26 protein-coding genes are annotated in these 26535 nt (G+C 68.6%); 18 read left to right on the forward strand and 8 right to left on the reverse strand.

The window, feature by feature from the left end:
* Positions 1-8: 8 nt before the first annotated feature.
* The 7 genes from A3OM_RS0121045 to A3OM_RS0121075 all read left to right on the forward strand — a co-directional run bounded on the left by A3OM_RS0121045 (position 9) and on the right by A3OM_RS0121075 (position 4967).
* Entirely contained in the window at positions 9-1574 is a 1566-nt protein-coding gene (locus A3OM_RS0121045) for a DUF2793 domain-containing protein (protein ID WP_018045768.1), read from the forward strand.
* 77 nt (positions 1575-1651) lie between these two features.
* A complete protein-coding gene (locus A3OM_RS0121050) occupies positions 1652-2335 on the forward strand; it encodes a lysozyme (RefSeq protein ID WP_018045769.1) in 684 nt (227 codons plus the stop codon).
* A 48-nt stretch (positions 2336-2383) separates the two neighbouring features.
* Positions 2384-2908 (forward strand): hypothetical protein, encoded by a 525-nt coding sequence (locus tag A3OM_RS0121055; protein ID WP_018045770.1) that lies wholly within the window; start codon positions 2384-2386, stop codon positions 2906-2908.
* A gap of 227 nt (positions 2909-3135) precedes the next feature.
* On the forward strand, positions 3136-3486 hold the full coding sequence (locus A3OM_RS0121060) for a hypothetical protein (protein WP_018045771.1): 351 nt from the start codon (positions 3136-3138) through the stop codon (positions 3484-3486).
* 31 nt (positions 3487-3517) lie between these two features.
* Positions 3518-3703: a hypothetical protein gene (locus A3OM_RS0121065; protein ID WP_018045772.1), complete on the forward strand. Its 186-nt coding sequence runs from the start codon at positions 3518-3520 to the stop codon at positions 3701-3703.
* 143 nt (positions 3704-3846) lie between these two features.
* The gene (locus tag A3OM_RS0121070) at positions 3847-4221 is read left to right on the forward strand and encodes a PepSY domain-containing protein (RefSeq protein ID WP_018045773.1); all 375 of its coding nucleotides are present in this window, start codon (positions 3847-3849) and stop codon (positions 4219-4221) included.
* Between the two features lie 68 nt (positions 4222-4289).
* On the forward strand, positions 4290-4967 hold the full coding sequence (locus tag A3OM_RS0121075; protein WP_018045774.1) for a response regulator transcription factor: 678 nt from the start codon (positions 4290-4292) through the stop codon (positions 4965-4967).
* Between the two features lie 12 nt (positions 4968-4979).
* On the opposite strand, the gene A3OM_RS0121080 is transcribed toward A3OM_RS0121075, so the two are convergent.
* Both A3OM_RS0121080 and A3OM_RS0121085 read right to left on the reverse strand, forming a co-directional pair.
* A complete protein-coding gene (locus A3OM_RS0121080; RefSeq protein ID WP_018045775.1) occupies positions 4980-5384 on the reverse strand; it encodes a type II toxin-antitoxin system VapC family toxin in 405 nt (134 codons plus the stop codon).
* Positions 5384-5623 carry a type II toxin-antitoxin system VapB family antitoxin gene (locus A3OM_RS0121085; protein ID WP_018045776.1) on the reverse strand — a complete coding sequence of 80 codons (240 nt, stop codon included), beginning with the start codon at positions 5621-5623 and terminating at the stop codon, positions 5384-5386. The genes A3OM_RS0121080 and A3OM_RS0121085 overlap by 1 nt, the downstream gene beginning before the upstream one ends.
* 132 nt (positions 5624-5755) lie before the next feature.
* On the opposite strand from A3OM_RS0121085, the gene A3OM_RS0121090 reads away from it, so the two are divergent.
* From A3OM_RS0121090 to A3OM_RS0121135, 10 genes are all read left to right on the forward strand, one after another.
* Positions 5756-7171 (forward strand): sensor histidine kinase, encoded by a 1416-nt coding sequence (locus tag A3OM_RS0121090; RefSeq protein ID WP_018045777.1) that lies wholly within the window; start codon positions 5756-5758, stop codon positions 7169-7171.
* Positions 7172-7335: 164 nt separating this feature from the next.
* Positions 7336-8847 (forward strand): c-type cytochrome biogenesis protein CcmI, encoded by a 1512-nt coding sequence (gene ccmI / locus A3OM_RS0121095; RefSeq protein ID WP_018045778.1) that lies wholly within the window; start codon positions 7336-7338, stop codon positions 8845-8847.
* Positions 8848-9038: 191 nt separating this feature from the next.
* On the forward strand, positions 9039-9560 hold the full coding sequence (gene ccmE / locus A3OM_RS0121100) for a cytochrome c maturation protein CcmE (RefSeq protein ID WP_018045779.1): 522 nt from the start codon (positions 9039-9041) through the stop codon (positions 9558-9560).
* Between the two features lie 31 nt (positions 9561-9591).
* Positions 9592-11601, forward strand: coding sequence for a heme lyase CcmF/NrfE family subunit (locus tag A3OM_RS0121105; protein ID WP_018045780.1), 2010 nt, complete (start codon positions 9592-9594; stop codon positions 11599-11601).
* Positions 11598-12065 carry a cytochrome c-type biogenesis protein gene (locus A3OM_RS0121110; RefSeq protein ID WP_018045781.1) on the forward strand — a complete coding sequence of 156 codons (468 nt, stop codon included), beginning with the start codon at positions 11598-11600 and terminating at the stop codon, positions 12063-12065. Before A3OM_RS0121105 ends, A3OM_RS0121110 begins: the two co-directional genes overlap by 4 nt.
* A gap of 305 nt (positions 12066-12370) precedes the next feature.
* Positions 12371-12730, forward strand: coding sequence for a hypothetical protein (locus A3OM_RS0121115; RefSeq protein ID WP_018045782.1), 360 nt, complete (start codon positions 12371-12373; stop codon positions 12728-12730).
* A gap of 173 nt (positions 12731-12903) precedes the next feature.
* Positions 12904-14583, forward strand: coding sequence for a methyl-accepting chemotaxis protein (locus tag A3OM_RS0121120; protein ID WP_018045783.1), 1680 nt, complete (start codon positions 12904-12906; stop codon positions 14581-14583).
* Positions 14584-14698: 115 nt separating this feature from the next.
* Positions 14699-15388: a DUF1007 family protein gene (locus A3OM_RS0121125; protein WP_018045784.1), complete on the forward strand. Its 690-nt coding sequence runs from the start codon at positions 14699-14701 to the stop codon at positions 15386-15388.
* Positions 15379-16395 (forward strand): hypothetical protein, encoded by a 1017-nt coding sequence (locus tag A3OM_RS0121130; protein ID WP_018045785.1) that lies wholly within the window; start codon positions 15379-15381, stop codon positions 16393-16395. Before A3OM_RS0121125 ends, A3OM_RS0121130 begins: the two co-directional genes overlap by 10 nt.
* 98 nt (positions 16396-16493) lie before the next feature.
* The gene (locus A3OM_RS0121135) at positions 16494-17231 is read left to right on the forward strand and encodes a hypothetical protein (RefSeq protein WP_018045786.1); all 738 of its coding nucleotides are present in this window, start codon (positions 16494-16496) and stop codon (positions 17229-17231) included.
* 1 nt (position 17232) lies between these two features.
* Here A3OM_RS0121135 and A3OM_RS0121140 read toward each other — a convergent pair whose 3' ends face one another.
* Positions 17233-17817, reverse strand: a complete 585-nt coding sequence (locus tag A3OM_RS0121140) for a histidine phosphatase family protein (RefSeq protein WP_018045787.1) — start codon at positions 17815-17817, stop codon at positions 17233-17235.
* Between the two features lie 249 nt (positions 17818-18066).
* On the opposite strand from A3OM_RS0121140, the gene A3OM_RS0121145 reads away from it, so the two are divergent.
* A complete protein-coding gene (locus A3OM_RS0121145) occupies positions 18067-19014 on the forward strand; it encodes a tyrosine recombinase XerC (protein ID WP_245257856.1) in 948 nt (315 codons plus the stop codon).
* Here A3OM_RS0121145 and A3OM_RS0121150 read toward each other — a convergent pair.
* The 5 genes from A3OM_RS0121150 to A3OM_RS0121170 all read right to left on the reverse strand — a co-directional run bounded on the left by A3OM_RS0121150 (position 18968) and on the right by A3OM_RS0121170 (position 26475).
* Entirely contained in the window at positions 18968-19690 is a 723-nt protein-coding gene (locus A3OM_RS0121150; RefSeq protein WP_018045789.1) for a glutathione S-transferase, read from the reverse strand. The genes A3OM_RS0121145 and A3OM_RS0121150 overlap by 47 nt on opposite strands.
* A gap of 194 nt (positions 19691-19884) precedes the next feature.
* Positions 19885-21288, reverse strand: coding sequence for a dihydrolipoyl dehydrogenase (gene lpdA / locus A3OM_RS0121155; protein WP_018045790.1), 1404 nt, complete (start codon positions 21286-21288; stop codon positions 19885-19887).
* A complete protein-coding gene (locus tag A3OM_RS24495) occupies positions 21285-22085 on the reverse strand; it encodes a DUF4241 domain-containing protein (RefSeq protein ID WP_018045791.1) in 801 nt (266 codons plus the stop codon). The genes lpdA and A3OM_RS24495 overlap by 4 nt, the downstream gene beginning before the upstream one ends.
* Positions 22086-22107: 22 nt before the next feature.
* The gene (odhB, locus tag A3OM_RS0121165) at positions 22108-23430 is read right to left on the reverse strand and encodes a 2-oxoglutarate dehydrogenase complex dihydrolipoyllysine-residue succinyltransferase (RefSeq protein ID WP_018045792.1); all 1323 of its coding nucleotides are present in this window, start codon (positions 23428-23430) and stop codon (positions 22108-22110) included.
* Positions 23431-23487: 57 nt separating this feature from the next.
* Complete coding sequence (locus A3OM_RS0121170; protein WP_018045793.1) at positions 23488-26475, reverse strand: 2-oxoglutarate dehydrogenase E1 component; 2988 nt, start codon at positions 26473-26475, stop codon at positions 23488-23490.
* Between the last annotated feature and the right edge of the window lie 60 nt (positions 26476-26535).

The raw sequence follows: 26535 nt of genomic DNA on the forward strand, positions 1-26535 counted from the left end.
TCACCCCCATGTCGCTGACGACAGACAACCTCGCTTTGCCGCTGATCGCGGCGGCGCAGGCGGGAAAACACGTCACCCACAACGAGGCCCTGGTGGTCCTCGACAGGCTCGTGCAGCTCGCCTGCCTCGACAAGGACCTGACCTCCCCGCCCTCCTCGCCCGCCGAGGGAGACCGCTACCTCGTCGCCGGCGCCACGCCCACGGGCGCCTGGACCGGTCTCTCCGGCCACATCGTCCATTTCCATGACGGCGTCTGGAACGGGCTCGCGCCGAGGGCCGGGTGGCTCGCCTATCTGGCCGACGAGGACGCCTTCTACCGTTTCGACGGCATCGCCTGGACCGGTCTCACCGCGACGATCTCCGCGTTGCAGAACCTCGTCCTCCTCGGCCTCGGCACCCAGGCGGATGCGGAGAATCCGTTTTCGGCCAAGCTCAACAAGGCCCTCTGGACCGCATGCGCCACGGCGGAGGGCGGCACCGGCGACCTGCGATTGGCCCTGAACAAGGCGGCCACGGGCAACGTCCTGTCGCTGCTGATGCAGACGGGCTTCTCAGGCCGCGCCGAGATCGGCCTCGTGGGTGACGACAGCCTGACGGCGAAGGTCTCGGCGGACGGCAACAACTGGTCCCATGCCTGGCGGGCGCTGGGAAATAGCGGCAATGTCGGATTCGGCTCGTCCGCGGCACCGGGCGGCCCGGTGCCGGCCGCCCCGCTCTTCGTCTCGGGCTCGTCGAGTTCCGCTCTGCTCCAGCTCGAATGCTACAGCGCCGGCTCGCCGGTGGCCAACATCACCACGCGCATCGCCCGCGGCACCCCGGCCGCCCCCACCGGCATTCTCGCCGGAGACCGGTTCTTCGGTTTCTTCGGCCGGGGCTACCAGGCGACGGGCGGGTTCTCCGGCAACATGGTCACCTTCAACGGCCTCGCCGAGGAGGATTTCACGGCCACGGCACAGGGGACGCTCGTCGACTTCCAGACGACGGAGATCGGCACGAGCACGCGCCGGTCCGTGGTCAAGTTCAGGGGCAACGGCGCCCTCGAACTCGTCGCCCGCGCCGGCACGCCCGGCGCAGGTCTCGCGCCCGGACAGATCCTGTTCGACGGCACCGCCGCCGCGTTCAAGGGCTATAACGGGACGCGCTGGTCCCGCCTCACCAACCTGCCCCGCTTCGCAGCCGCCATGAGCGCGGACGCGACGATTCCGGCGGGCGCCTGGACCAAGGTGGCGTTCAACACTGCCGAGGTGAACGACCAGGGCGCGTTCGTGCCCGCGACGAACCGGTTCGTCGCGCCCGAGCCCGGCACCTACACGTTCGGCGCGGGCCTCGCCTTCCGCCGGAGCGGCAGCGCCTCGCCCACCGCGCTCCAGGCCCGGTTCTACCGCAACGGCGCGGCCTCCCCGCGCCACCGGGCGGGCGTGACCGGTCTCGTGGACGGCGTCTCGACCCTCGCCCTCACGGCGACCATCGCCCTGGCGGCGGGCGACACCGTTGAGGTGTTCGCACAATTCACCGGCGCCGAGGGCGGCATCCTCGCCGCCGACACGGCGTTCTGGGGCCTCGCAATGCCCTGAGCCGCCCGGGAGGCCGTGTCCTCCCGATTGCGCGTCGCCGCACGACGCGCACCCCGTTCCCAATCCCGGAGTGAATCATGGATCTCAGCGCCATCGGCCATGCCGTGCTCGTTGCCCGCGAGGGACGGCGCCTCGAGGCTTACCGCGATTCCGTCGGCATCTGGACCATCGGCATCGGCCATACCAGCGCGGCGGGGCCACCCGTGGTGACACCGGGCCTGCGCCTGACGGCGGCGGAATGCGACGCGCTCTTCGCCCGCGACGTCGGCCGCTTCGTGCGCACCGTCGCGGCGGTGGTGCCAAACGATCTGCCCGACCATGCCTTCGATGCCCTGGTCTCCCTCTGCTTCAACATCGGCGAAGGCGCGTTCCGCCGCTCGACCGTCGTGCGGCGCCTGAAGGCCGGTGACCGGGCGGGCGCCGCCGAGGCGATCCTGATGTGGAACCGGCCCGCCTCGCTGATCCCGCGCCGGAGGGCCGAATACGACCAGTTCCGCACGCCCTACGCGACGGCCCTGCCGCGCGCCCGCTCCACCGATCCCACGGCGATCCCACGGCCCGCCGAGGCGGTACCGCTCCCGGCCGGCCCGGTGATGGAGCGGCCGGGGATCGTTCCGAACCCGGCCATCGGTTCCGAGCGCCGCCCCCTCCCCCGCACGCCCTCGGTGCGGGCCGCGCCGCCCCAGCGGAGCACCGCGCCCGTGAGTGCCTGGGCGCGCCTCAAGACCTCGCTCCGGGCGCTGTTCGGCGCACGCGCCTGAGCCCGGAGCACCCGGTTCTCCCTCCCCTGCCGCATCCCGGAGATCGCCATGAGACCCTCGCCCCTCGTCCTTGCCGGCCTTGCCGCCCTCCTCTCCTCCTGCGCCGCCTCGCCCTGCATGGCGTCGCCCACGGATGCCACCGTCCTCCTGCCCTGGGGCGACGGCGCGATCGCGCTGGCCCATCTGATCACCGCCTTCCTGGTGCCGCTCGCGATCACCGCAGCGACCGCCGCAGTGGCGCGGATCGCCGGCCCGTTGCAGGTTCTGATCACGACCTCCCTCGTGGAGCGCCTCGTGCGCAACGTCGGCGATTACGCGATCAATGCCGTGGCCGGCGCGGTGCGCGGGCGGACCTTGTCGGTGCCGGTGGGTTCGGCGGTGATCGCGCAGGCGGTCCAGCGGGCGCTCGACCAGGCGCCGGCCTGGCTGGTGACAGCGGCGGGCGGGGCGGAGGGCCTCGCCGAAAAGGTCTTCCGCAGCCTGCCCCTCGACGAGGAGGCCACGACCGGCAACACCCTGCCCCCCGCACTCGACACCCTGCGAACGGGCCGGGACCGGCCATCGCCGACCTGAGCCGCGTTCCGCGGGCCGCGGGTTACGCTATTCACTCATCTCGCGCGTACGACGGGTCCCCTATCCCGGAAGGCTACGGCATTCACACATCTCGCGGGATGCGCGGGTGCCCTCTCCTAGAAGGAAATGGAGCACGTCGCGCCTCGTGCCGAACTCTCGTGGATAGTGGGAGCAGCCGCCGAGCAGACGGGTGAATCCATTCGGGGCAGCGCGGAAGGGAGGTTCCCATGGACAGGATCGCGCTCGAAGCCGCCCGCCTGTTGTTCTCGGAGGAGGGCGCGGGCTGGATCGTCGCCGCCCTTCTCGGCTTCGCCTGCCTGCACCTCTACCGGGAAGTGGGCCGCTCCCAGGAGGCCCGCATCGGCGATACCGGCGCCACCGCGACGGCTTTGGAACGGGCCTCCCAGGCGAATTCCGCCGTGGCTTTGGCCATCGAAAGCCGGACGCGGGTGCTCGAAGACCTGTCCCGTCTCGCGAGCGAGATCTCGCGCGGCGTCGACCGCAGCGACGAGCGGGCGCGGGAGAAGTTCGACGAGATCCTGCGCCGCCTGTCGGACACCCGCCACGAGGGGCGATGACGCCCCGTGCCCATTCAACGGAGAACGCCCGATGACCCGTCTCTTCCCGCCCTCCTCGCGGCTGCGCGCCGCCTCTGGCCGCCTCCGGGCCGCCGAGACCCGTTTCGAGCGCTCGATGACCGACCTGTGCCGGGCGGCCCTCGACCATATCGACCGCCAGCACCTCCTCGGCCTCGCCCTGCAGCGCCTCGTCGCGCAGCGCGCCGGCCCCTCGTGACGCCGCCGTCCGGGAACCGGAGGGCGCGCCATCGGCTTGCCCGCTCACCGCCTGTCGCGCCACGTTCCGATCGTTCGGACACGGGGCGCGACGGACCCCGCATTCAGGGCGCATTCAGTGCCCGAAGACCATTGACTCAATCCATGCGTATCCTCCTCGCCCTGCTGTTTATCGGCCTGACCGTCGCGGCTTTCGCGACGGGGCCGATTCGCACGCTGGCGGAGGAGACGATGACGCCCGGAACGGCCGAGGTCTCGGCGCCGATCCACGCGGTCCCGCCGAGCGAGAGCTGTCTCAGCCCGGCGGACCTGCGCGAGGCGGTGGCGGACAAGCGGGTGATCGAGCCGGTGGCCGCGATCCGCGCCGCCCGGACGGTGATCTCCCGGGCCGAGATCCAGCGCGCCCGGCTCTGTCGGCACGGGGAGGGCCTCGCCTATCTCCTGACGGCCTTGCGCCGGGACGGACAGTTCGTCCACGTGTTGGTGGATGCCACCACCGGGCGGGTTATCGGCAAATAAAGGCGGGGGCGCCTATCGTTCTCCGCGACGGGGGCCTCAGCGCCGCCTCATCTTGGGAGTGAATCGCAGTGCGTCTGCTCGTCGTCGAGGATGACCGGGACATCAACCGGCAAGTGGTCAGCGCGCTCGAGGAGGCCGGCTACGTCGCCGACAAGGCCTTCGACGGCGAAGAGGGCGCCTATCTCGGCGAGAGCGAACCTTACGACGCGATCATCCTCGACATGGGCCTGCCGAAGGCGGACGGCGTCACCGTGCTGCAGAAATGGCGCCGCGCCGGCATCAAGACGCCGGTCATCATCCTCACCGCCCGCGACCGCTGGTCGGACAAGGTCGACGGGTTCGATGCCGGGGCCGACGATTACGTGACCAAGCCCTTCCACATGGAGGAGCTGATGGCCCGCGTGCGCGCGCTCCTGCGCCGCGCCACCGGCCACGCCACGAGCCAGATCTCCTGCGGGCCCGTCGTGCTCGATACCCGCTCGGGCCGCGTCTATGTGGACGGCAACCCGATCAAGCTCACGAGCCACGAATACCGCCTGCTCGCTTATCTGATGCACCATACCGGCCGCGTGGTCTCCCGCGCCGAGCTGACCGAGCATCTCTACGACCAGGATTTCGACAGGGATTCCAACACGATCGAAGTCTTCGTCGGCCGCCTGCGCAAGAAGCTCGCGGTGGACCTGATCCAGACCGTGCGCGGTCTGGGCTACCTCGTCGACCCGAACCAGCCCGTGCCGCGGGTGTAGCTTCGATGGGGTTCAGGCTGGAGCCTGCGCGATATCGGTGTGGATGAAATCCTGGCCCTTGAAGAGGAGCGGGACGCCGTTGTTCTTAGCCGCCGCATAGGCGAAGCAATCACCCATATTGAGCTGTGCGGGGTGCCCTCTGCCCTTTCCGTATGTCTCGAACGCGTCGAGAGCGGTGGACGCATCGAGAGGCGTCACTGCAACGACGCGGATCGGGACAGCGGCAAGGAACATCTCGACATCGATTCGGGCTTCCCCAATACCGCCCTGCTTGGTCCGTGCGATGGCAAGAACGGATTCGTAGACCGCGATGGGCGACGTGATCAGCGTCGTCGCGCCTTCGAGGCGGGCAGCGAGGTCCGACGCATCGGATTCTCCCGTCAGGATGGCGACCAGTGCCGACGCATCGACGAACATCAGACGTCGCCGCTCATCTCGTCATAGAAGGCCTTGTCCGCCTTGAGTCCGGTATCCGGCCGAGACGCGATGCGTTCCCGGATCGGACGAATACGCTCCCACAAGGACAGCTTCTCGTCCTCGCGCTTGAGCTCGTTGCCCACACCGAGCTTGATGGCGTCCGTCAGCGAAATGTGCTTGCGCTCGGCAAGAGCACGCACGAGACGATCCGCTTCCTCGTCGCGAATATGAAGAGCCATGGTCCGTTCCTCTTCCAAGAGATGTGTACATAATATGGACGGGCCGTCTACACCATCTCTGTGCCTCGCAAGACGCGCCTTTCCGGCACCTGTCGTGTACCAGGGCATAGCCCCCACGACAGCCGCGCCCAGATGATCGCCTTTCCCTCCTGGCTGCCGTTCCGGCGGCGCTCCATCGCCGTGCGTCTGGCAGGCTCCGCCCTGATCGCGAGTTCGGCGATCCTGCTGATCGCGGCCTGGATCCTCACCACCCTCTACCGCGAGAACACCGAGCGCTCCTTCGACAGCCGGCTCCTCGTCTACGCCAACAACCTCGCCACCGATCTCGTCTCGCCCAACGACCCCGAGAGCCGCTCCTTCAACCTGAGCGACCCGCGCTTCGACCTGCCCCTCTCGGGCTGGTACTGGCAGGTGGGGCGGCCGGATGCGCGCCCGCGCGACCTGCGCACCTCGCGCTCCCTCGTGGGCGTGCCCCTGAAGCCGGCGGGCACTCCGGACAACAATGCCGGGATCGGCCAGATCCGCCAGGGCTACGGCAAGGCCCAGGACGACCGGCCCCTGCGCATCATCGAGCGCGACGTCGATCTCGGCGAGGAGGGACGCTACACCGTGCGTGTCGCCGGCCCCGCCGACGAGATCGAGAACGATGTCGGCCGCTTCCGTTTCTCGCTGATGGTGACGTTCGGATTGCTCGGCCTGTTCCTGGCGCTCACGACCCTGCTGCAGATCCGCTTCGGCCTGGCCCCCCTGGCCAAGCTCCGCACGGCTCTGGGCGCGATCCGCCGGGGCGAGGCCGACCGGATCGACGGCGAGTATCCGCGCGACATCGCCCCCCTCGCCGGCGAGGTGAACCTCCTGATCGAGACCAACCGCGAGATCCTGGAGCGTGCCCGCACGCAGGTGGGCAACCTCGCCCATGCCCTGAAGACGCCGCTGTCGATCATCGTCAACGAGGTCGGCGCCAGCGACGCGTCGGACGACCTCGCCGCGAAGATCCGCGAGCAGGCGGCGGTGATGCGCGACCAGGTGAACTACCACCTCGACCGGGCGCGGGCGGCGGCTCTGGCGGGCACCCTCGGCACCTCCACCGAGGTGGAGCCGGCGCTCGCGGGCCTCGTGCGCACCTTCGGCAAGATCTACCGCGACAAGGACATCGCCTACGAGGTCCACGTGCCGCCGGGCCTGCGCTTTCGCGGCGAGCGCCAGGATTTCGAGGAGATGATCGGTAACCTCGTCGACAACGCCTCGAAATGGGCGCGCAGCCGCGTCTCGATCCGGGCGGAGACGGTGAGCGAGCACCATTATCCCCACCTTCTCGTCTCCATCGAGGATGACGGGCCGGGCCTGCAGCCGGAAGACCGCGCGGCGGTACTCGGCCGCGGCCGGCGGCTCGACGAGACCAAGCCAGGCTCAGGGCTCGGCCTCTCCATCGTCGCCGATCTGGCGGCGCTCTATCGCGGGCGCTTCCGCCTGGAGGAGGCGACGCTCGGCGGTGTGCGGGCCGTGATCGAGGTGCCCGGAGACGCGCCGAATGCCAGCGCCGGATGAGCGTCGGGCTATGCGAAACGCGCCGAATGGTGTTTCAGGCGGGGATGCCGCAGAGGCCGGCCCGTCTGAAACGGCACAGGTTCGCGTGACACCGTGTCGCCGGACCGGTCCCTGCGCTCGGACCCGTCCGGCGCTTACATGGTATGGCATGAGTTCGGGGTGAGATGACGGCGATCTGGTTCATACTGGCGGTGATGACGGGGGGCACCGTGCTGGCCCTGCTCTGGCCGATGTCGCTGTGGTCCAAGACACGGCGGGCGGACGCCGCTTCCCCGCCACCGGCTGGGACGCTCGTCACCGAGACCGGCTTCTACGAGGATCAGCTCCGCGAAATCGAGCGCGACCTGACGCGAGGGCTGATCGCCCCCGGTGAGGCCGAGGCCGCCCGCACCGAGGCAGGCCGCCGTCTTCTGCGTGCGAGCCGCGAAAACCCCGAAGCCGTCTCCGACGGGATCGCCGAGCCGGCCCTGCGCCAGCGTCGGGCGGCCTCGGCCTTCGCGCTGTCGACGATCCCGCTCGTGGCGCTCATCGCCTACGGGCTCTACGGCTCGCCGCACATGCCGTCCCAGACAGCCTCCGACCGGCAGGCGGTTCAGTCCGGCGGACAGGACATGTTGAAGGCCATCGGCCAGATCGAGGCGCGGCTCGCCAGCGATCCGAGCGACGGCCGCGGCTGGTCGGTGCTCGCGCCGGTCTATGTCCGGCTCGGGCGCTTCGACGATGCGGCCCATGCCTACGAGGCCGCGACCCGCGTGCTCGGCGAGTCGCCGCAGCGCCTCTCCGATTGGGGCGAGGCCCTGGTCGCCGGTGCCAACGGGACCGTGACGCCGCGGGCGAAGGAGATCTTCGAGCGAGCGGCGAGCCTCGATGCCGGCGCCGCCAAGCCGCGCTTCTACCTCGCGCGCGCCGCCGAGCTCGAAGGCGACATCCCCGGCGCGGTCCGGCGGCTGACCGCCTTGATGGAGAATGCTCCGGCCGATGCGCCCTGGCTGCCGCTCGTGCGCGAGACCCTGACCCGCCTGCAAGGCGAGGCGCCGGCCACGGCCGCCAAGCCCGGCCCATCGGCCCAGGCTCCCGATTCCAGTGCTGCGGCGGATCTGCAGGCGATGCCCGCCGCCAATCGCGACGCGGCGATCCGGGGCATGGTCGACGGGCTCGACCGGCGCCTGACGGAAAAGGGAGGCACTGCCGACGAGTGGGTCCGCCTCGTCCGATCCTACGGCGTGCTGGGAGATCGCGAAAAGATGAAGGCGGCCCTCGACCGGGCGCGGAACGCGGTCGGCAGCGAGGATGGAGCCGGAGCCAAGCTCGATGAGCTCGCCCGCGAGTTCGGCCTCGCCTCGGCGCCCGTACCGCCGGTAACTGCTGCCGATGCGGCCGAGCGCGCTGGGACGGACGCCGCCGTGGCCGCCGTGAAGGCGATGCCGGCGCCCGAACGGGACGCGGCCATCCGCGGCATGGTCGCCGGCCTCGACCGGCGCCTCGCCTCCAAGGGCGGCACGGTGGATGATTGGCTGCGTCTCGTGCGTTCGTACAGCGTATTGGGTGAGCGCCAGCAGGCGAGCCATGCCCTCGACCGCGGCCGCATGGCCCTCAGCCCGGATGCCCGCGCCATGGAGAAGCTCGACATCCTGGCCCAGGAGCTCGGCCTGCGCGGCGGCAACGACAAGCCGTGATGCGGGCCGCGCCGCAGGACGCCCCCTGACAATCCGCCCCGGCCACGGCCCTTGACCCGGAGTGCCATGGGGCCGAAACCCAAGATACGCCAGTACCTAAAAGACGCCAGACGACAGGACAGCCGGATGCACCATTCCGGGCCTCCTCAGCGCCCATCATGAGGCGCCGGAACAGAAACGGGACGAAACTCGTGACTCGCAAGAGCCGCCGCCTGATCCTGATCGCCGCCTGCGGTGCCGTGCTCGCCCTGGCCCTCGGCCTGATCCTGTCCGCCATGAGCGGGTCGATCGTGTTCTTCCGGTCGCCCACCGAGGTGACCGCGCAGGGCGTGGCGCCGGGCACCCGCTTCCGCCTCGGCGGGCTGGTGAAGGAAGGCTCGCTCCAGCGCGGCCCGGACCAGAACATCGATTTTGCCGTGACCGACACCAACGCGACGGTCCAGGTCCAGTATCGCGGATTGCTTCCCGACCTGTTCCGCGAAGGCCAGGGCATCGTCGCCGAAGGGCGGCTCGAGCCGGGCGGCATCTTCCGCGCCGACACGGTGCTGGCCAAGCACGACGAATCCTACATGCCCCGCGAGGTCGCCGATGCGCTCAAGGCGCAGGGACGGTGGCAGGAGGGCGGCTCCAAGGGAGCCTCCGCCGGGAAAGCCGCCGAGGGCGTGAAGACCGCCGACGGCGAGCCGACGCTCGGACGACGCAGCGAACGATGACCGGTATGACCCTGAGGAAGGACAATCCGACGTGCTGATCGAAGTCGGACATTTCGCGCTGGCATTGGCGCTGGCGCTTTCCCTGGTCCAGGCGGTGATGCCGGTCTGGGCCGCCCGCTCTGGGGATGCGGCCCTGCGCGCCGTAGCCACTCCGGCGGCGCTCGGCACCTTCGCCTGCATCCTGTTCTCGTTCGGGGCGCTCACCTACGCCCATGCCACCTCGGACTTCTCGGTCCAGAACGTGATCGAGAACTCGCACACGGCCAAGCCCTTCCTCTACAAGCTCTCGGGCGTGTGGGGGAACCATGAGGGCTCGATGCTGCTCTGGGTCCTCATCCTGGCCCTGTTCGGCGCCCTGGTCGCCGTGTCCCGGAACTCGGTTCCGCCGGTGCTCCGCGCCAACACCCTGGCGGTCCAGGGCCTCATCACCTTCGTCTTCGTGCTGTTCATCATCACGACCTCGAACCCGTTCATGCGGGTGAGCCCGGCGCCGGTCGAGGGCAACGACCTCAATCCGCTGCTGCAGGATTTCGGCCTCGCGATCCATCCGCCCCTTCTCTACGTCGGCTATGTCGGCTTCTCGATCACCTTCGCCTTCGCCATCGCGGCGCTGATCGACGGCCGCATCGACGCGGTCTGGGCGCGCGCAGTGCGCCCCTGGACGCTGATCGCCTGGAGCTTCCTGACCCTGGGCATCGCGATGGGCTCGTACTGGGCCTATTACGAACTCGGCTGGGGCGGCTGGTGGTTCTGGGATCCGGTGGAAAATGCCTCGCTGATGCCGTGGCTCGCAGGCACGGCGCTGCTTCATTCCACCGTGGTCATGGAGAAGCGCGACGCGCTCAAGGTCTGGACGGTGCTGCTCGCCATCCTCACCTTCTCGCTGTCGCTGCTCGGCACCTTCATCGTCCGCTCGGGCGTTCTCACCTCGGTGCATTCCTTCGCCACCGACCCGACGCGCGGCGTCTTCATCCTCGCCATCCTGATCCTGTTCATCGGCGGCTCGCTCAGCCTCTTCGCCTGGCGCGCGCCGATGCTGCGGCAGGGCGGCCTGTTCGCGCCGATCTCGCGCGAGGGCGCCCTGGTGATGAACAACCTGTTCCTCGCCGCCGCCTGCGCCACCGTCTTCGTCGGCACGCTCTACCCGCTGCTCCTCGAATCCCTGACCTCCGAGAAGATCTCGGTGGGGCCGCCCTTCTTCAACTACACCTTCATCCCCCTGGCGATCCCGCTCCTCCTCATCGTCCCCTTCGGCCAGACCCTGGCCTGGAAGCGCGGCGACGTGCACGCGGCCTCGCAGCGCCTGTTCGCCGCCATGGGTGTCGCCCTCGCGGTGGGCCTCGCCGTGCTCGCCTGGACCTGGGGCGGCCCGATGATGGCGCCCATCGGCATCGGCCTCGGTGCCTATCTCGTCGTCGGCTCGGCCATGGAGATCGTGTCGCGGGCCCGTGGCTACGGCAACAGCCGGGCACGGACGGTGAGCGGCGTCATGCGACGGGCGCTGGGCCTGCCCCGCTCGGCTTGGGGCACGGCGCTCGCCCATGCGGGCGTCGGAATCGTGGTTCTCGGCATCGCCGCGCAGGGTTGGGCCACGGAAGCCCTGAGCACGGTGAAGCCGGGCGAGTCCCTCGCCTCCGGCCCTTACGTGGCGACCCTCGACCGGGTCGGCCCGCGCACGGGCGAGAATTACGAGGAGACAACGGCCTTCCTGACCATCCGCAACACGGCCGGTGACTTCATCGGCACCGTGGAGACGGGCAAGCGGTTCTATCCGAGCCGCAAGATGAACGTGACGGAATCCGGCCTACTCACCGTCGGCGTCAGCCAGGTCTATGCCAGCCTCGGCGAGATGGTCCCCGGCGGGGCCATCGGCCTGCGGCTCTACTACAAGCCCCTGGTGCTGTTGATCTGGCTCGGTTCCGTCGTCATGGCGCTGGGCGGGGCGGTGTCCCTCACCGACCGTAGGATGCGGGTGGGCGCGCCCGCACGGGCGAAGGAAAAGGCCAAGACCATGCCCGGCACCATGGCCCCCGCCGAATGAGCGCGGCCCGTCTTCCCCGCCTGCTCGTCGCGCTGGCGCTTCTCGCCGGCTCGACGGGCACGACCCTGGCCGTCCAGCCGGACGAGGTCCTGCCGGACGCCAAGCTCGAAGCGCGGGCGCGCGACATCTCCTCCGGCCTGCGCTGCCTCGTTTGCCAGAACCAGTCCATCGACGATTCCGATGCGCCCCTGGCGCGCGATCTCCGGCTCATCGTGCGAGAGCGCTTGAAGGCGGGGGACGACGACCGGCAGGTGCAGGATTACGTGGTCGGCCGCTACGGGGAATACGTCCTGCTGCGCCCGGTCCTCGCCCTGCACACGCTGCTGCTCTGGCTGACGCCCCTCATGGCCCTCGGCCTTGGTGTCTTTGGGCTCTGGCGTCTGTCGCGCCGGCGCGCGGATCACGAGACCAAGCTGAGCCCGGCGGAAGAAGCCGAGATCGCCGCGCTGACCCGGCGCGAGTGACGTAACGCTCGCGCTGCATCGCAGCATGTTATCTTCCTAGGCCAATCCCCAATCGAACCGCCTTTTGATCGAACGTCCATTTCCCGTCCTGGGAGCGGCAGTTTCTATCTGTCATGCTGTCGAGCTATGTATTATTGACATGTATCAAGATATTTTTTGACGAGTCATGCAATCCATGCATTGACGCATTGCAACATTATCCTCTTCGCAGCGCAGCATAAAATCCGCATATGTCGGTCTCCCGGTGCAACCGGCTCTCCGAACGGGCACTCCCGGCGGACAGTAACCGCACAGGTTCCCTCATCATGCGCATCTCGTCCAAAACCCTCATTGCCGTAGCGCTCACCCTCGCCTCCGCCACGGCCTCCCTGGCGACCGAACTTTCGCCGGCAAGCGCACAGAGCGTCGACCTCGGTGCCTATCGGGGCTCAGCCTATTATACGGTCGAGAAGGGCCGCTACCGCGTCGTCGCCACCCTGGCCAGCGTCAATTCCGGCAACGACCAGCCGCAGGTGATCCGGCTCGTGACCACCCTCAACCCCGAGCAGACGGTGCATCTCTCGGTGCCCGGAACCCTCGGTTCCGACGGACGCGAGACCACCATCGCCTTCTCGCGCAGCGGCGACCGGGTCGACGTCGCCTCCGCCGATTCCACGGCCTACTGAGCTACGCTTTTCAGCGACTCCTCATCAGTCACCAACACCGGAGGCCGCCCCGAAACGGGCGGCCTCAAGCGTTTTTATGAGGTATTACAGCTCGTTAGCCGCCTCGATTTAAACTCCCGGCAAGGTTCGGGACGTCATCAGCTTCGGAAAGCCCTCGATGACGGAACGAGTCCATGCGCCTCTCCCTCGGCAACAAACTCGCGGCCGTGATGGGCGTTCTGGCGCTCGGTGCCTGCGCCCTGTCCCTGTTCAACGATCGGATGGTCCTGCATCAGCAGGCGCGGACGGCCGAGATGGATTCGGTATGGGAACGCACCCTGTCGGCCCAGGGCCTCGCCCTCGCGATCGAACGCACCGTGGTCGCGGCAACGACGGTCTACACGGCGGACGATACCGATGACGCCAAGGGGAAGTTCGGCGGCCTGAAGACCGCCCTCGCCGAGGTCGGCCAGCAGAAGGACGTGTTCCTGGGCCGGATCACGGGGCATGTCTCCGATACGGAACGCCTCAAGCTCGATCTGATGCTGAAGGAGTTCCTGGCCTATCAAACCGATACGGCGGAGCTCGGCCTCACCATCTCCCCGAAGGCGGCGCTGATCCAGGGCACCGACGAGGCCACGGTGGCGAGCCGCGCCAGAATGGTGTCCGCGATCACGCGGATCGGCAAGGACACCCTGGTGCGTCTCGCCGACGAACGCTCGGAGGCCGCGGCGGAGATCGAGCAGACCCGTAGCATAAGCCTCGTGGCCTCCGGGGCGGTGATCCTCTTCACCTTCGGTTTCGCTCACTGGCTCGTCCTCAAGGAGATCCGCCAACCGCTGGCCCGCCTCGGATCGGCGATCGATGCCCTTGCCGCCATGGATCTCACCGGGGCCATTCCGTTGATGGAACGCCGAGACGAGATCGGTACCATGGCCCGCTCCATTGCGGTGCTGCGGACCGTCATCGTCGACAAGGTCGAAGGCGATGCGCGCGCGCTCGCCCATTCCGCTCTGGAAGCCGAGCGGGCCGCGCGCCTGGAGGCAGCCGCCCAGGCCTTCGAGCAGGAGGCTCAGAAGGTGGCGCAGGATCTGTCGAGCGCCGCCACTGCCATGGCGGGCGCGGCGGAGGCGGTGTCGGACGCCGTGCGGCTCACGCGGGATCAGGCCACCATCGTTTCGGAAGGTGCGGCCGGCGCGGGACAACAGGTGCGCAGGGCTGCGGCCGCCAGCGCGGATGTCGCGGGAGGTAGCGAGGCCATCGACCGGCAGTCGCGCATCCGCGATGGCTTGGGCGAACTGGCGCACCGCGAGGTCACGGCCACGCGCCGCGCCGCCGCGTTGCTCACCGAGGCGGGGCGCGAGATCGGCACCGTAGTCGAGACCATCGCCACCGTCGCCGCGCAGACGAATCTCCTGGCCCTCAATGCCACGATCGAGGCGGCGCGCGCGGGCGAAGCCGGACGCGGCTTCGCGGTGGTCGCCGGCGAGGTGAAGGCGCTCGCCGCCCAGACGGCGGGCGCCACCGAGGCGATCAAGGGACAGATCGAAGCGATGCGGGGCGCCGCGCAGGACACCCTCCGGGCGGTGGAGGCCATCGGCGGAACGATGGATCAGATGGCGGGCGCGGATGCGGCCGTGGCCCTCGCTCTCGAGGCCCAGCGGATCGCGGGCGCACGCGTCGCAGACAGCGTCGCCGATGCCGAGGCCAGCGCCGACGCCGTGTCCGGCGGCATCGCCACGGTCGAAGAAGCCGCCGCGTCCAGCGCACGGGCCGCCGAATCGGTGAGGAGTGTCGCCGGCCGCGTGGCGGCGGCGAGCCTCGCCCTCGACGAGAGCATTGCGGGGTTTCTCGCCAGCGTCCGGGCCGCTTGACGGAAGCTCGCGCCTCGCTTTCGCCCCAGTGAAATCGGAGGAGATCGTCAAGGCCGCCGGTCGCTGACGCACCGCGCGTTGAGATTTTGTTTACCTTGACTCGCGAGCGTCCAGCATGGCTTCGCCGATCGCTCCCCAATCCGCCCGCTGCTTCGGCGCCTCCTCTCTGGCGGCGCTTGTCCTCAGCCTCGGCCTTGCCGCTCCGGCATCGGCTCATCCGCATGTCTGGGTCACGTCGAAGGCGGAGATCGATTACGGCGAGGGCGGCAAGGTGACGGGCATCCGTCACGCCTGGACCTTCGATGCCAGCTACTCGGCCTCGGCGATCCAGGGCCTCGACGCCAACGGGGATGGCACGGTCTCCCCCGACGAACTCGCGGGTCTCGCCACGGACAACACCGCCAATCTCGCGGAATTCGCCTACTTCACCAAGCTCAAGGTCGGCGGCAAGGAGCAGACCTTCGGCGACCCGGTGGAGCCGCGCATGAGAATGGAGGGCGACAAGCTGACCCTCAGCTTTCTCCTCCCGCTGAAATCGCCGGTGGCCCAGGGGCGCGGGGTCGCTGCCTTGGAAGTCTTCGACCCGACCTATTTCGTTGCGTTCAGCCTCTCGGAGGATGCCGACACCGCCCGCCTCGTCGGGGCTCCCTCCGGCTGCGCGGCCACGATGACCCGCCCCAAGAAGGAGGCGCCGAAGACCGCCGATGCCAAGCCGGGCATGTCGGAGGCCTTCTTCGAAGCCCTCACCAACGCCTCCAGCTACGGCGTCCAGTTCGCCAACCGGATCATCGTCGCATGTCCGTAGGCACCGCCATCACCGAGCCGGCGACGTCCCGCAGCAGGCTCCCCCTAAAGTTCGCTCTGGCCCTCGCGGCCATCGCCCTCGTCGCCCTCGTCCTCACGGCGCTGTCGTGGCTCCTCGGCTCCAGCGTAGCTCCGCCGCCGCCCCGCTCCCCATTCGGGGTCGGATTTCGCGAGGCCGCGCCCTCAGCCGCCGGGATCGGCGGCGGGCTGCTCGCCATGCAATCGAGCTTCTCACGCAGCCTGCAGGCCACCGTCGCCGCGATCAAGCAAGGCGGAAGCTGGGGGCCGATGGTCCTCATCGGCTTCAGCTACGGCGTGTTCCACGCCGCCGGGCCGGGCCATGGCAAGGCGGTGATCGCCGGTTACATCGTGGCCGGAGAACGGGCGCTGGCGCGCGGCTTCTCGCTCAGCGCCGCCGCGGCCTTGCTTCAGGCCCTCGTCGCCATCGGCATCGTCGCCATCGGCAATCTCCTGCTCAACGCCACCGCCGCCGGGATGACGCGGGCCGGCACGGTGATCGAGACGGTGAGCTTCGCCCTCGTCGCCCTCCTCGGGCTCACGGTGACGTGGCGGAAGGCCGGACGACTGGCGGGACTCGTCCACGGCGGTGACGCTGCCGCCTGCGCGCCCGGCTGCGGCCATGTCCACCTCACCGACGCCAGCGCCATCGGCCGCCTCGATTCCTGGCGCGAGAGGGCGGGCGTGGTGCTGGCGGCCGGCTCACGCCCCTGCGCCGGCGCGATCCTCATCCTCGTCTTTTCCGCATCGCAGGGCATCCTGGCGGCGGGCATCGCGGCGACTTTCGCCATGGCTCTGGGCACGGCCCTGACCACCGGGTTGCTGGCGAGCTTGGCGGTCTTCGCCAAGGCCCTGGCCCTGCGTCTCGCGGGCGGGCGCGGCGCGTCCGGCGCCGTTGCGGTGGGCGGGCTCGAACTCCTGGCCGGGGCCTTCCTCCTCGTGCTGGGCATCGCCATGCTGGCAGGGCTCGCCGTGGGCGTGGGCGACTGAGATTTTCCTCGTCACGGCACGCAATCCCGTGGCAGGTTCCGGGTACCCCGCCGGTTCGCGCTGGGGTTTTCCCGTGAAACCAGAGGGAGCCGGCACGCATGGCAACGGGTTTCGAGCACATCCTCCATTGGCGTCTGCTGGCCGGCTCGCACCCTTTCCCCGGTCCCGATGGCGGCACCTGCATCAACGAGGCGGCAATCGTCGCCGCAGGCTTGCCCTACCGGGCGATCCGTTCCTCGTCGGATTGCCCGACGTGCTTCTCGGCACCGCTCGCCGCCTACGCCCTCGGCCTCAACGATGCGATGCCGGACGACCAGCGCCCCCGATTGATGGCCTTCGTCCTGCGCCTGTCCGGCTCCGCCGATACCCCGGAGGTGGAGGAGCGGCGCGTTCGCTTTCTCGCCCTCGAGAGCATCCGCCGCATCCTGCCTCCCCTCCTCGACCGCGCGGGTTTCGCGGATCTCGCCGCCCGTTGCGACGAAGCGCGAGATCTCGATGCCGGTGTCTCGGCGGCCCATGACGCCGCGTGGCGCGGAGGTGCGATCGCGCAGGCCGCCTCGCGGCAGAGGGATTGGAGACGGGGCGCCCTCGCCTCTTCCGTCGCTCGCAGCGCGGCGGCCGCGGTGAAATCGGCAACCGATGCCCGTTGCGCCGCCGAGGTCGCGGAAGGTGCAACACCCTTCGCCGAGGGCATCTGGGACAGCGCCGCAACCATCCTCCACGAGGCCCTCGCCATCGGACGACAGGCGCCCGACATCGATCTCGTTCAGGCGCGGGAGCGGCTGGATGCGGCGCGGGCGGGCGCGACGCGAACGCCTGCCGTCTCCGGCAGATGAGTTAGCCCGCCACCGACCCAGATGCGAGGTCGAGCTCGGTGGTCTGGCAGTTGTCGAGCCAGATGCCGGTGAGGTGGAAGAAGAACGTGCCATGGCCGACGACGGCGATGGTGCGCTCGCGCCGCTCGGTCAGCCAGTCGCGGAACGTCGCCACGCGACGATCGAACAGGTGGCGCGGCTCCACATGCACGCCCTCCGCGATCGGCTCGCCCTCGGCATGCCACCAGATCTCCGGTAGGTGATCGATATCGAGATGCGGGAATTCCGCCTTCAGCACGGAGGCGGCGCGCCCCACGTCGCAGCTGCTCTCCTGGCATTCGCGATGGAGCACTTCCACCAGGATCTCGGGCTTGGCCGGATGATCGCCGAAGATGCCGGCGGTGGTCTGGATGGCGCGGGTGAGCGGAGACGTCACCACCAGATCGAAGGGGATGTCCCGCAGCCTCTCCCGGGCCGCCGCGACCTGAGTGAGGCCTCGGTCCGTCAGCCGGGCGTCGATATGGCCGGGATCGCGTCCGGTGAGGCGATGGGCTGCGTTGAAGGTGGATTCGCCGTGGCGGATGCAGACGATGCGTGTCTCGGACATGCGGGCTCGGATCGGGAGGAACGACAGGGTTCGGATGCGTTGGTCAAGCGCCTAGCCTGCATGCCGTTCCGCGAAAAGGCCGGCCATCGCCGCAACGGACTCGCTCCGTCGGCAACGCTCCGTCAACCTCGGTGGCGTTGAGTGGGCTTTTCGCCTCCGGATCACCGCGCGATGCTCCATGTCCCTCCCCCATTTCCGGAAGCCTGCGCCGTCGCCTTCCCCGGCGACGATGCGGTCCGGTTCATCGCCATGGCGTGGCAGGACTCTCTGCTGCGCGAGCGCCGGATGGCCGCGAACACGGTGGAGGCTTATGCCCGCGACCTGAGGCAGTTCCTCTGCCATCTGCAGAGCCGCACCGGTACCGTGCGCATCGCCGGGCTCGTCGCCCTCAAGCCGCGCGACATCCGTGGGTTCATGGCCGCGCGCAGAGCGGAGGGCGTGAGCGGTCGATCGCTGATGCGGGCACTCGCGGGCCTGCGCTCCTTCGCGCGCCATCTCGAACGGGACGGCCACGGCAGCGTGTCCGCCCTAGGCGCGATCCGCTCGCCCAAGGTCGAGCGACGCCTGCCGCGCCCGATCCCCATCGTCGCCGCCCGTGCACTGACCGATATCGACATCCGCGCGGGGGAGACGCGCGAGCCCTGGGTTCTCGCGCGGGACGCCGCCGTCCTTTCCCTGCTTTACGGGTCCGGCTTGCGCATTTCCGAAGCCCTCGGGCTCACCCGCCGCGATGCCCCCGTACCGGGAGTGGAGTCGGTGACGGTGATGGGCAAGGGCGGCAAGGAGCGGATGGTGCCGATCCTCCCCGTGGTGGCCGAGGCGGTGGCGGCCTATCTCGCCGCCTGCCCCCATGCGCTCGATCCGGAAGGACCGCTTTTCGTGGGCGTGAAAGGCGGCAAGCTGTCCCCACGGATCATCCAATATGCGGTGGCCTCCCTGCGCGGCGCGCTCGGCCTGCCGGACAGCGCCACCCCCCATGCCTTGCGGCACTCCTTCGCCACCCACCTCCTGGCCCGGCAGGGAGAAATGCGCGCGATCCAGGAACTGCTCGGCCACGCCTCGCTCTCGACGACGCAGCTCTACACCAAGGTCGACGCCGCACGCCTGATGGATGCGTTCGATCAAGCCCATCCCCGTGCGGGTGCGCGCGCTACGGATCGAGTTCTGGATAGTGCCGGAAGATCCCCTGCTGGTTGAAGGGAATGCGGCGCGGGCTCGCCAGATAGGCCGCGATCCTCGGTCGTTGCCGGACGGCGTCGTGCAAGGCGGCGACGTGGCAGTTCTCGGTGAGGGTCCGTTCCGTCGCGCGTGGGAAGGCGTAGAGCAACCCGTCCACGAGTTGGAACAGGGACAGGTCGGCGTAGGTCGTGGCCCCTCCGACGAGATGGAGGCCGTCGTTACGGCCGAGCACATGGTCGAACCAGGCGAGATACTCCGGAATCCGGTTCGCCTGAAAATCCTTCGCCCGCCGAAGCGCTTCGGGCTGCTGGTCCTCGTAGGTGAGGCTCACCGCGATGGGATGGTGGGTGTCGTGAGCTTCCGCCACCACATCGGCAACGGTCAGCTGGATCTGGTGGGTCCAGAGGCGGTCGGCTTCGCTGGCGGGTGCGAGACCGAGCCGGGGACCGAGATAGAGCAGGATCGCTGCGGTCTGGCCGATGACGACGTCGCCATCCCGGAGGAAGGGCGGCGCGTAGGCGGGCCGGGCGATCGACGGATCTTCCAGCAAGGCCGCCATGGCGCCGAGGCCCTGTCCGTTCTCCTCCCGCCCCCGGGCGACATCCACATACTCGACGCCGGCATCCTCCAGGGCGAGGCGGACGAACTCGCCGCGGCCCTGCATCGTCGGCCAATAATAGAGTTCGTAGGGCATCCGGCTCGCTCAGGTTTCAAACCACTGAGTACGACATGCATCCCATCAGCCACCTCATCCTGAGGTGCAGGAGCGAAGCGGATGCCACGAAGGAGGGCTCCAGTTCGCGCAGCGATCCCTGGAGGTCTCCTTCGAGGCGGCTGTCGCCGCACCTCAGGATGAGGTGCGCGGGGTGGAAAAAGTGCCCCTGCTTCTCAGATGTGGATCGCCCGCTTGCCGACGGCGAGGGCGGCTTCCTTGACCGCCTCGGTCAGCGTCGGGTGGGCATGGCAGGTCCGGGCCACGTCCTCGGCACTGGCACCGAACTCCATGGCGACGGCCAGTTCCGCGATGAGGTTGCCTGCATCCGCGCCGACGATGTGGACGCCGAGCACCCGGTCGGTCTTGGCATCCGCCAGGATCTTCACGAAGCCGTCGGTGGTGTGGTTCACCTTGGCGCGGCCGTTCGCGGTGAAGGGGAACTTGCCCGCATTGTAGGCAATGCCGTCCTTCTTCAGTTCCTCCTCGGTCTTCCCCACCGAGGCGACCTCCGGATAGGTGTAGACCACGTTCGGGATCACCCCGTAATTCACGTGGCCCGATTGCCCGGCGAGGAGTTCCGCCACGGCGACACCCTCGTCCTCGGCCTTGTGAGCGAGCATCGGCCCCGCGATCACGTCACCGATGGCGTAGATGCCGGTGACGTTGGTGGCGTAGTGGCTGTCGGTCTGGATGCGGCCCTTGTTGTCGAGCTGCACGCCCACCGTTTCGAGACCCAGCTTCTCGGTGTAGGGCACGCGGCCGATGGCCACGAGCACCACGTCGGCCTCGAGCTTCTCGGCATCGCCGCCGGCGGCCGGCTCGACCGACACGGTGGCGGCGCCGTCCTTCACCTCGACGCCGGTGACCTTCGACGACAGCTTGAAGACGATGCCCTGCTTGCCGAGGATGCGCTGGAACTGCTTGCCGACCTCGCCGTCCATGCCCGGCAGAATGCGGTCGAGATATTCCACCACGGTCACTTCGGAGCCAAGACGGCGCCAGACAGAGCCGAGTTCGAGGCCGATCACGCCGGCGCCGATGATGAGGAGCTTCTTCGGCACGGCCTGAAGTTCGAGGGCGCCGGTGGAGGAGACGACGATCGTCTCGTCGATGGTCACGCCGGGCAGCTTCGTCACGTCGGAGCCCGTGGCGATGACGATGTTCTTCGTCTCCAGCATCTGGTTGCCGCCATCCTCGGACAACACCTCGACGCGGCCGGCACCGGCGACCCGGCCGAGGCCGTGATAGGCGTCGATCCCGTTCTTCTTCAGCAGGAACTCGACGCCCTTGGTGTTGCCGTCGACGCCGTCCTGCTTGAACGACATCATCTTCTTGAGGTCGAGCTCGGGTGCGCTGACGATCACGCCCATATCGCCGAAATGCTTCGAGGCCTCCTCGAACGCCTCGGAGGCGTGGAGCAGGGCCTTCGACGGGATGCAGCCGACATTGAGGCAGGTGCCGCCATGGGTGGCCCGTTTCTCCACCACGGCGGTCTTGAGGCCGAGCTGGGCGGCGCGAATGGCGCAGACATAGCCGCCGGGGCCGGTGCCGATGACGACGAGATCGTAGGTGCTCATGGGCGGTCGGTTCCTGATGCGGTGCTCTCCGGCGAACCGGAGAGCGAAGGTTGTTTGGACGGAGCCCCGTTGCCGTCCTCGATGACGGACAGGTCGGTGACGAGGAGGACCGGCCGGTCCTCCTCGTCGAGGCCCCAATAGGAGGCGTAGACGCCGTCGCCCCAGCCGCTCTGGAACACGGCGAGCGTCGCCGGGTCGTCGGCCAGCGGTTTGAGCATCACCTCGGTGCCGCCAGCAGCTTCGAGGGGAGCGTGAATGATGTCGTCGTAGGAGGACCCATAACCGGGCCGCTTCTGCTCCCGGGCGTCGCGGCGCAGAAAAGCGCTCCGCGCCGCAACGTCCATCAGGGCGCCGAGCCCGGCATCGACAGGAAAGCCGTACACCTCGTCGTCCTTCAACGTCCGGGCATCCTGCCCAGGAAGCAGGGCCATCTGCCAGTGAGACGGCGTGCCTCGTGCGAAGCGGATTTCGGCGAGGGCAACCCGGTCCTGCGCCTTGTAGATCGTGATCGGGTACCGCCCCGGCGGCACGCGGCGGGCGAAGGCGGGCCGCTCGGGCTGCACGGCCGGATCGGTGGCGACGATGGCGCCGGTCGGAAACTCCGCCTCGCCGAGCGGCAACCGTGTGATGGCGCGCTCGGCCAGCATGGTGTCGGAGAGGGCCGTGACCGCGAGGTTCGGGCCAGCCGGTATGTCGACGGGGTAAATCGGCAGCTCCCTCGTCCGGCCCCACCATACCGCTGCCAGCGCCGCCAACCCCAACGCGGGGACGGCGGTGAGCACGAGGCGCCGATTCATCGCGTCTGCGCCGGAAGCCGGATCAGAGATCCAGCACGAGACGTGCCGGATCCTCGAGCGCCTCCTTGACGCGCACGAGGAAGGTCACCGCCTCCTTCCCGTCGACGATGCGGTGATCGTAGGAGAGCGCGAGATACATCATCGGCCGCGCCTCGATCTTGCCGGCGCGAACGACGGGACGCTCCTCGATGCGGTGCATGCCGAGGATGCCCGATTGCGGCGCGTTGAGGATCGGGGTCGACATCAACGAGCCGTAGATGCCGCCATTGGTGATGGTGAAGGTGCCGCCCTGCATCTCCTCGATGGAGAGCTTGCCGTCCCGCGCCTTCTTGCCGAACCCGGCGATCGTCTTCTCGATGCCGGCGATGGAGAGGTCGTCGGCATTGCGCACCACCGGCACGACGAGGCCCTTATCAGTCCCGACCGCGATGCCGATGTGGTAGTAGTTCTTGTAGACGAGGTCGGTCCCGTCGATCTCGGCATTGACCGCGGGCACGTCCTTTAGGGCGCCGATCACCGCCTTGGTGAAGAAGCCCATGAAGCCGAGCTTGGTGCCGTGCTTCTTCTCGAAAATGTCCTTGTACTGGGAGCGGAGGGCCATGACGGCGGACATGTCGACATCGTTGAACGTCGTCAGCATCGCCGCCGTGTCCTGGGCGTCCTTCAGGCGGCGCGCGATGGTCTGGCGCAGCTTCGTCATCTTCACGCGTTCTTCGCGCGCGGCATCGTCGGGCTTCGAGGCCGGGCGCGGCGGCGAGGGAGCCTTGGCCTGGCGGGCCGGGGCCTCAGGCGGAGCGGACGGCGCCCTGGACGTCGCCTCGATCATGTCGCCCTTGGTGACGCGGCCGTCCTTGCCGGAACCGTTCACCGTCGATGGGTCGATGCCGGATTCCCGCGCCATCTTGGCGACAGCCGGGCCGTTATCTCCCGCCGGGCGATCGGATGCCGGCGCGGCGGCGTCGCCGTGATTGCCGTAAGCCGCAGAGGATTCTTCAGCCGGCGCCTTCGCTGCCCCTTCGGATTGTGACTTCGCCGGCTCCTCGGTGCGGGTCTCCGCCTTGGTCTCGGTCTTCTTCGGAGCGGCGGCCTTCGCGCCACCGCCGGCACCGGCCTCGACGATGGACCCCAGCAGGGCGCCGGGCTCCACGGTCTCGCCGTCCTTCGCAAGGATCTCACCGAGCTCGCCGGCGGCGGGAGCGTTGACTTCGAGGGTGACCTTGTCGGTCTCCAGCTCCACCAGGGGCTCGTCCGCCGCCACCGCGTCGCCCGGCTTCTTGAACCAGCGGCCGATGGTGGCCTCGCTCACGGATTCGCCAAGCGTGGGGACGATGATGTCGGTTGCCATGGTGTGTAGTCCGCCCGAATGATTGGTCGTGTCGGATGAAGGGGAGTGCCGGAGGCGTCAGGCCGCCAGCGCCTCGTTGAGGAAGGCCTGGAGCTGGGCCTGATGTTTCGAGAGAAGGCCGACCGCCGTCGAAGCCGAGGCCGGGCGACCGACATAGCGGGCCCGCTTCACCTGGGACTGGGCCTGGCCGAGCACCCATTCGAGATACGGATCGACGAAGGACCAGGCGCCCATGTTCTTGGGCTCCTCCTGGCACCACACCACCTCGGCGTTGCGGAACCGCGCCATCTCGTTGGCCAGCGCCTTGAGCGGGAACGGATAGAGTTGCTCCACGCGCATCAGGTAGACGTCGTTGACGCCGCGCTTCTCGCGCTCGTCGTAGAGGTCGTAATACACCTTGCCCGAGCAGAGCACGACGCGGCGGACCTTGTCGTCCTTCACCAGCCGGACGCCGTCCTCCTCGTGCTCGGCATCGTCCCAGAGCACGCGGTGGAAGGTCGACCCTTCGGCCAGCATGTCGAGGTTCGACACCGCACGCTTGTGGCGCAGGAGCGATTTCGGGGTCATCAGCACCAGTGGCTTGCGGAACTCGCGGTTCAGCTGTCGGCGCAGGATGTGGAAGTAGTTCGAGGGCGTGGTGCAGTTGGCGACCTGCATGTTGTCCTCGGCGCACATCTGCAGGAAGCGCTCGAGGCGCGCGGAGGAATGCTCCGGCCCCTGGCCCTCGTAGCCGTGCGGCAGCAGCAGCGTCAGGCCGGACATGCGCAGCCACTTGCGCTCACCGGATGAGATGAACTGGTCGATGACCACCTGCGCGCCGTTGGCGAAGTCGCCGAACTGCGCCTCCCACAGCACCAGGGCGTTGGGCTCGGCCAGGGAGTAGCCGTATTCGAAGCCGAGCACGGCCTCCTCGGAGAGCATCGAGTTGATGACCTCGAGATTCGCTTGGCCCTCGCGGATCGAGTTCAGCGAGGTGTAGCGCTGCTCGTTCTCCTGATCGATCACCACGGCATGGCGCTGCGAGAAGGTCCCGCGCTCCACGTCCTGGCCGGACAGCCGGACCCGGTGACCGTCGATGAGAAGCGATCCGATGGCCAAAGCCTCGGCGGTCGCCCAATCGATGCCCTTGCCCGTCTCGACCGCCTTGGCGCGGTTGTCGAAGAAGCGCTGGATGGTGCGGTGGAGATGGAAGCCCGGCGGCGGCGTGGTGATGCGCTGGGCGATCTCACGCAGGGTGTCGGCGGGCACGCCGGTCTTGCCACGGCGCGGATCGTCCACGTCTTCGCGCACCGCCTTGAAGCCGGACCAGCGACCGTCGAGCCAATCGGCCTTGTTGGCCTTGTAGTTGCCGGCGACCTCCAGCTCCCCGTCGAGCATGGCGCGGAATTCGGCCTTGCGCGTGTCGAACTGCTCCTGCGTCAGCACGCCTTCGGCGATGAGCCTCTTGGCATAGGTCTCCAGCGCCGTCGGGTGCTTGCGGATGCGCTGATACATCTTCGGCTGGGTGAAGGCCGGCTCGTCGCCCTCGTTATGGCCGAAGCGACGGTAGCACAGCATGTCGATGACGACGGGCTTGCCGAACTTCTGGCGGTACTCGATGGCGATCTTGGCCGCGAAGGTCACGGCCTCCGGGTCGTCGCCGTTGCAGTGGAAGATCGGCGCCTCCACCATCTTGGCGACGTCCGACGGATAGGGCGACGAACGCGAGAAGCGCGGATCGGTGGTGAAGCCGATCTGATTGTTGATGATGAAGTGGATCGAGCCGCCGGTGCGGTGTCCTTTCAGGCCCGACAGGCCGAGGCACTCCGCCACCACGCCCTGGCCGGCGAAGGCCGCGTCGCCATGGATGAGAAGCGGCACGACGCTGGTGCGCTGCACGTTCGGCTTCGCCCGCTGGTCCTGCTTGGCACGGACCTTACCCAGCACCACCGGATCGACGATCTCGAGATGGGACGGGTTGGCGGTCAGCGAGAGGTGGACGTTGTTGTCGTCGAACGTGCGGTCCGACGAGGCACCGAGATGGTACTTCACGTCGCCCGAGCCCTCGACCTCGGCGGGCGAGGCCGAGCCGCCCTTGAACTCGTTGAAGATCGCGCGGAACGGCTTCGACATGACGTTCGAGAGCACGTTGAGCCGGCCGCGATGGGCCATGCCGAGAACGATCTCCTTGGCGCCCAGCGCGCCGCCGCGCTTGATGATCTGCTCCAGCGCCGGGATCATCGATTCCGAGCCGTCGAGACCGAAGCGCTTGGTGCCGGTGTATTTGAGGTCGAGGAACTTCTCGAAGCCCTCCGCTTCCACCAGCTTGTTCAGGATCGCGCGCCGGCCCTCGGGCGTAAAGGAGATCTCCTTGCCCTTGCCCTCGATGCGCTCCTGAATCCACGCCTTCTCCTCCGGGTTGGAGATGTGCATGAATTCGACGCCGAGAGTCTGGCAGTAGGTGCGCTCCAGGATCTCGACGATCTCGCGGATGGTCGAATATTGCAGGCCGAGCACGTTATCGAGAAAGATCGGACGATCCCAATCCTTCTCCTCGAACCCGTAATGCTGGGGATGCAACTCCTCGTGGTCGCCGCGCGGGGCGAGGCCGAGGGGATCGAGCTTGGCGTGGAGATGGCCGCGCATGCGGTAGGCGCGGATCAACATGATCGCGCGGACGGAATCCTTGGTCGCCTGCTCGACCGAGACACCGCTGGCGGCGACGACGGCCGCGCCGTTGGCGGCCTTGGCGCCATCGAGCTTCGCGGTGTCAGACTTCGCGCGGATCTTCTCGCCCACCGCCTTCTCGACCGTGGCCCAATTACCGTCGAGGGCCGAGACCATCTCGCCATTGGCATGAACCGGCCAGTTCGGCTTCTGCCAGGAGGCACCCGCGGCGTTCTTCTCGGCAAGGCCGCTCTCGTCACCGAGGGATTTGAAGAAATCCTGCCACTGCTGATCGACCGAATGCGGATCACGGGCATAGGCCGCCTGCAATTCCTCGAGATAGGCGGCATTGCCACCGGTGAGGAACGAGGTTTCGAGAAGCGCGTCCTGGCGGGCCATCGTCGATCATCCTACCGCTTTTGTCGGGGAAGCCGCCCCTGCGGCCCGCCCCTGCTCCCC

Source organism: Methylobacterium sp. 88A, assembly GCF_000376345.1.
In the GTDB taxonomy this organism is placed as follows: domain Bacteria; phylum Pseudomonadota; class Alphaproteobacteria; order Rhizobiales; family Beijerinckiaceae; genus Methylobacterium; species Methylobacterium bullatum.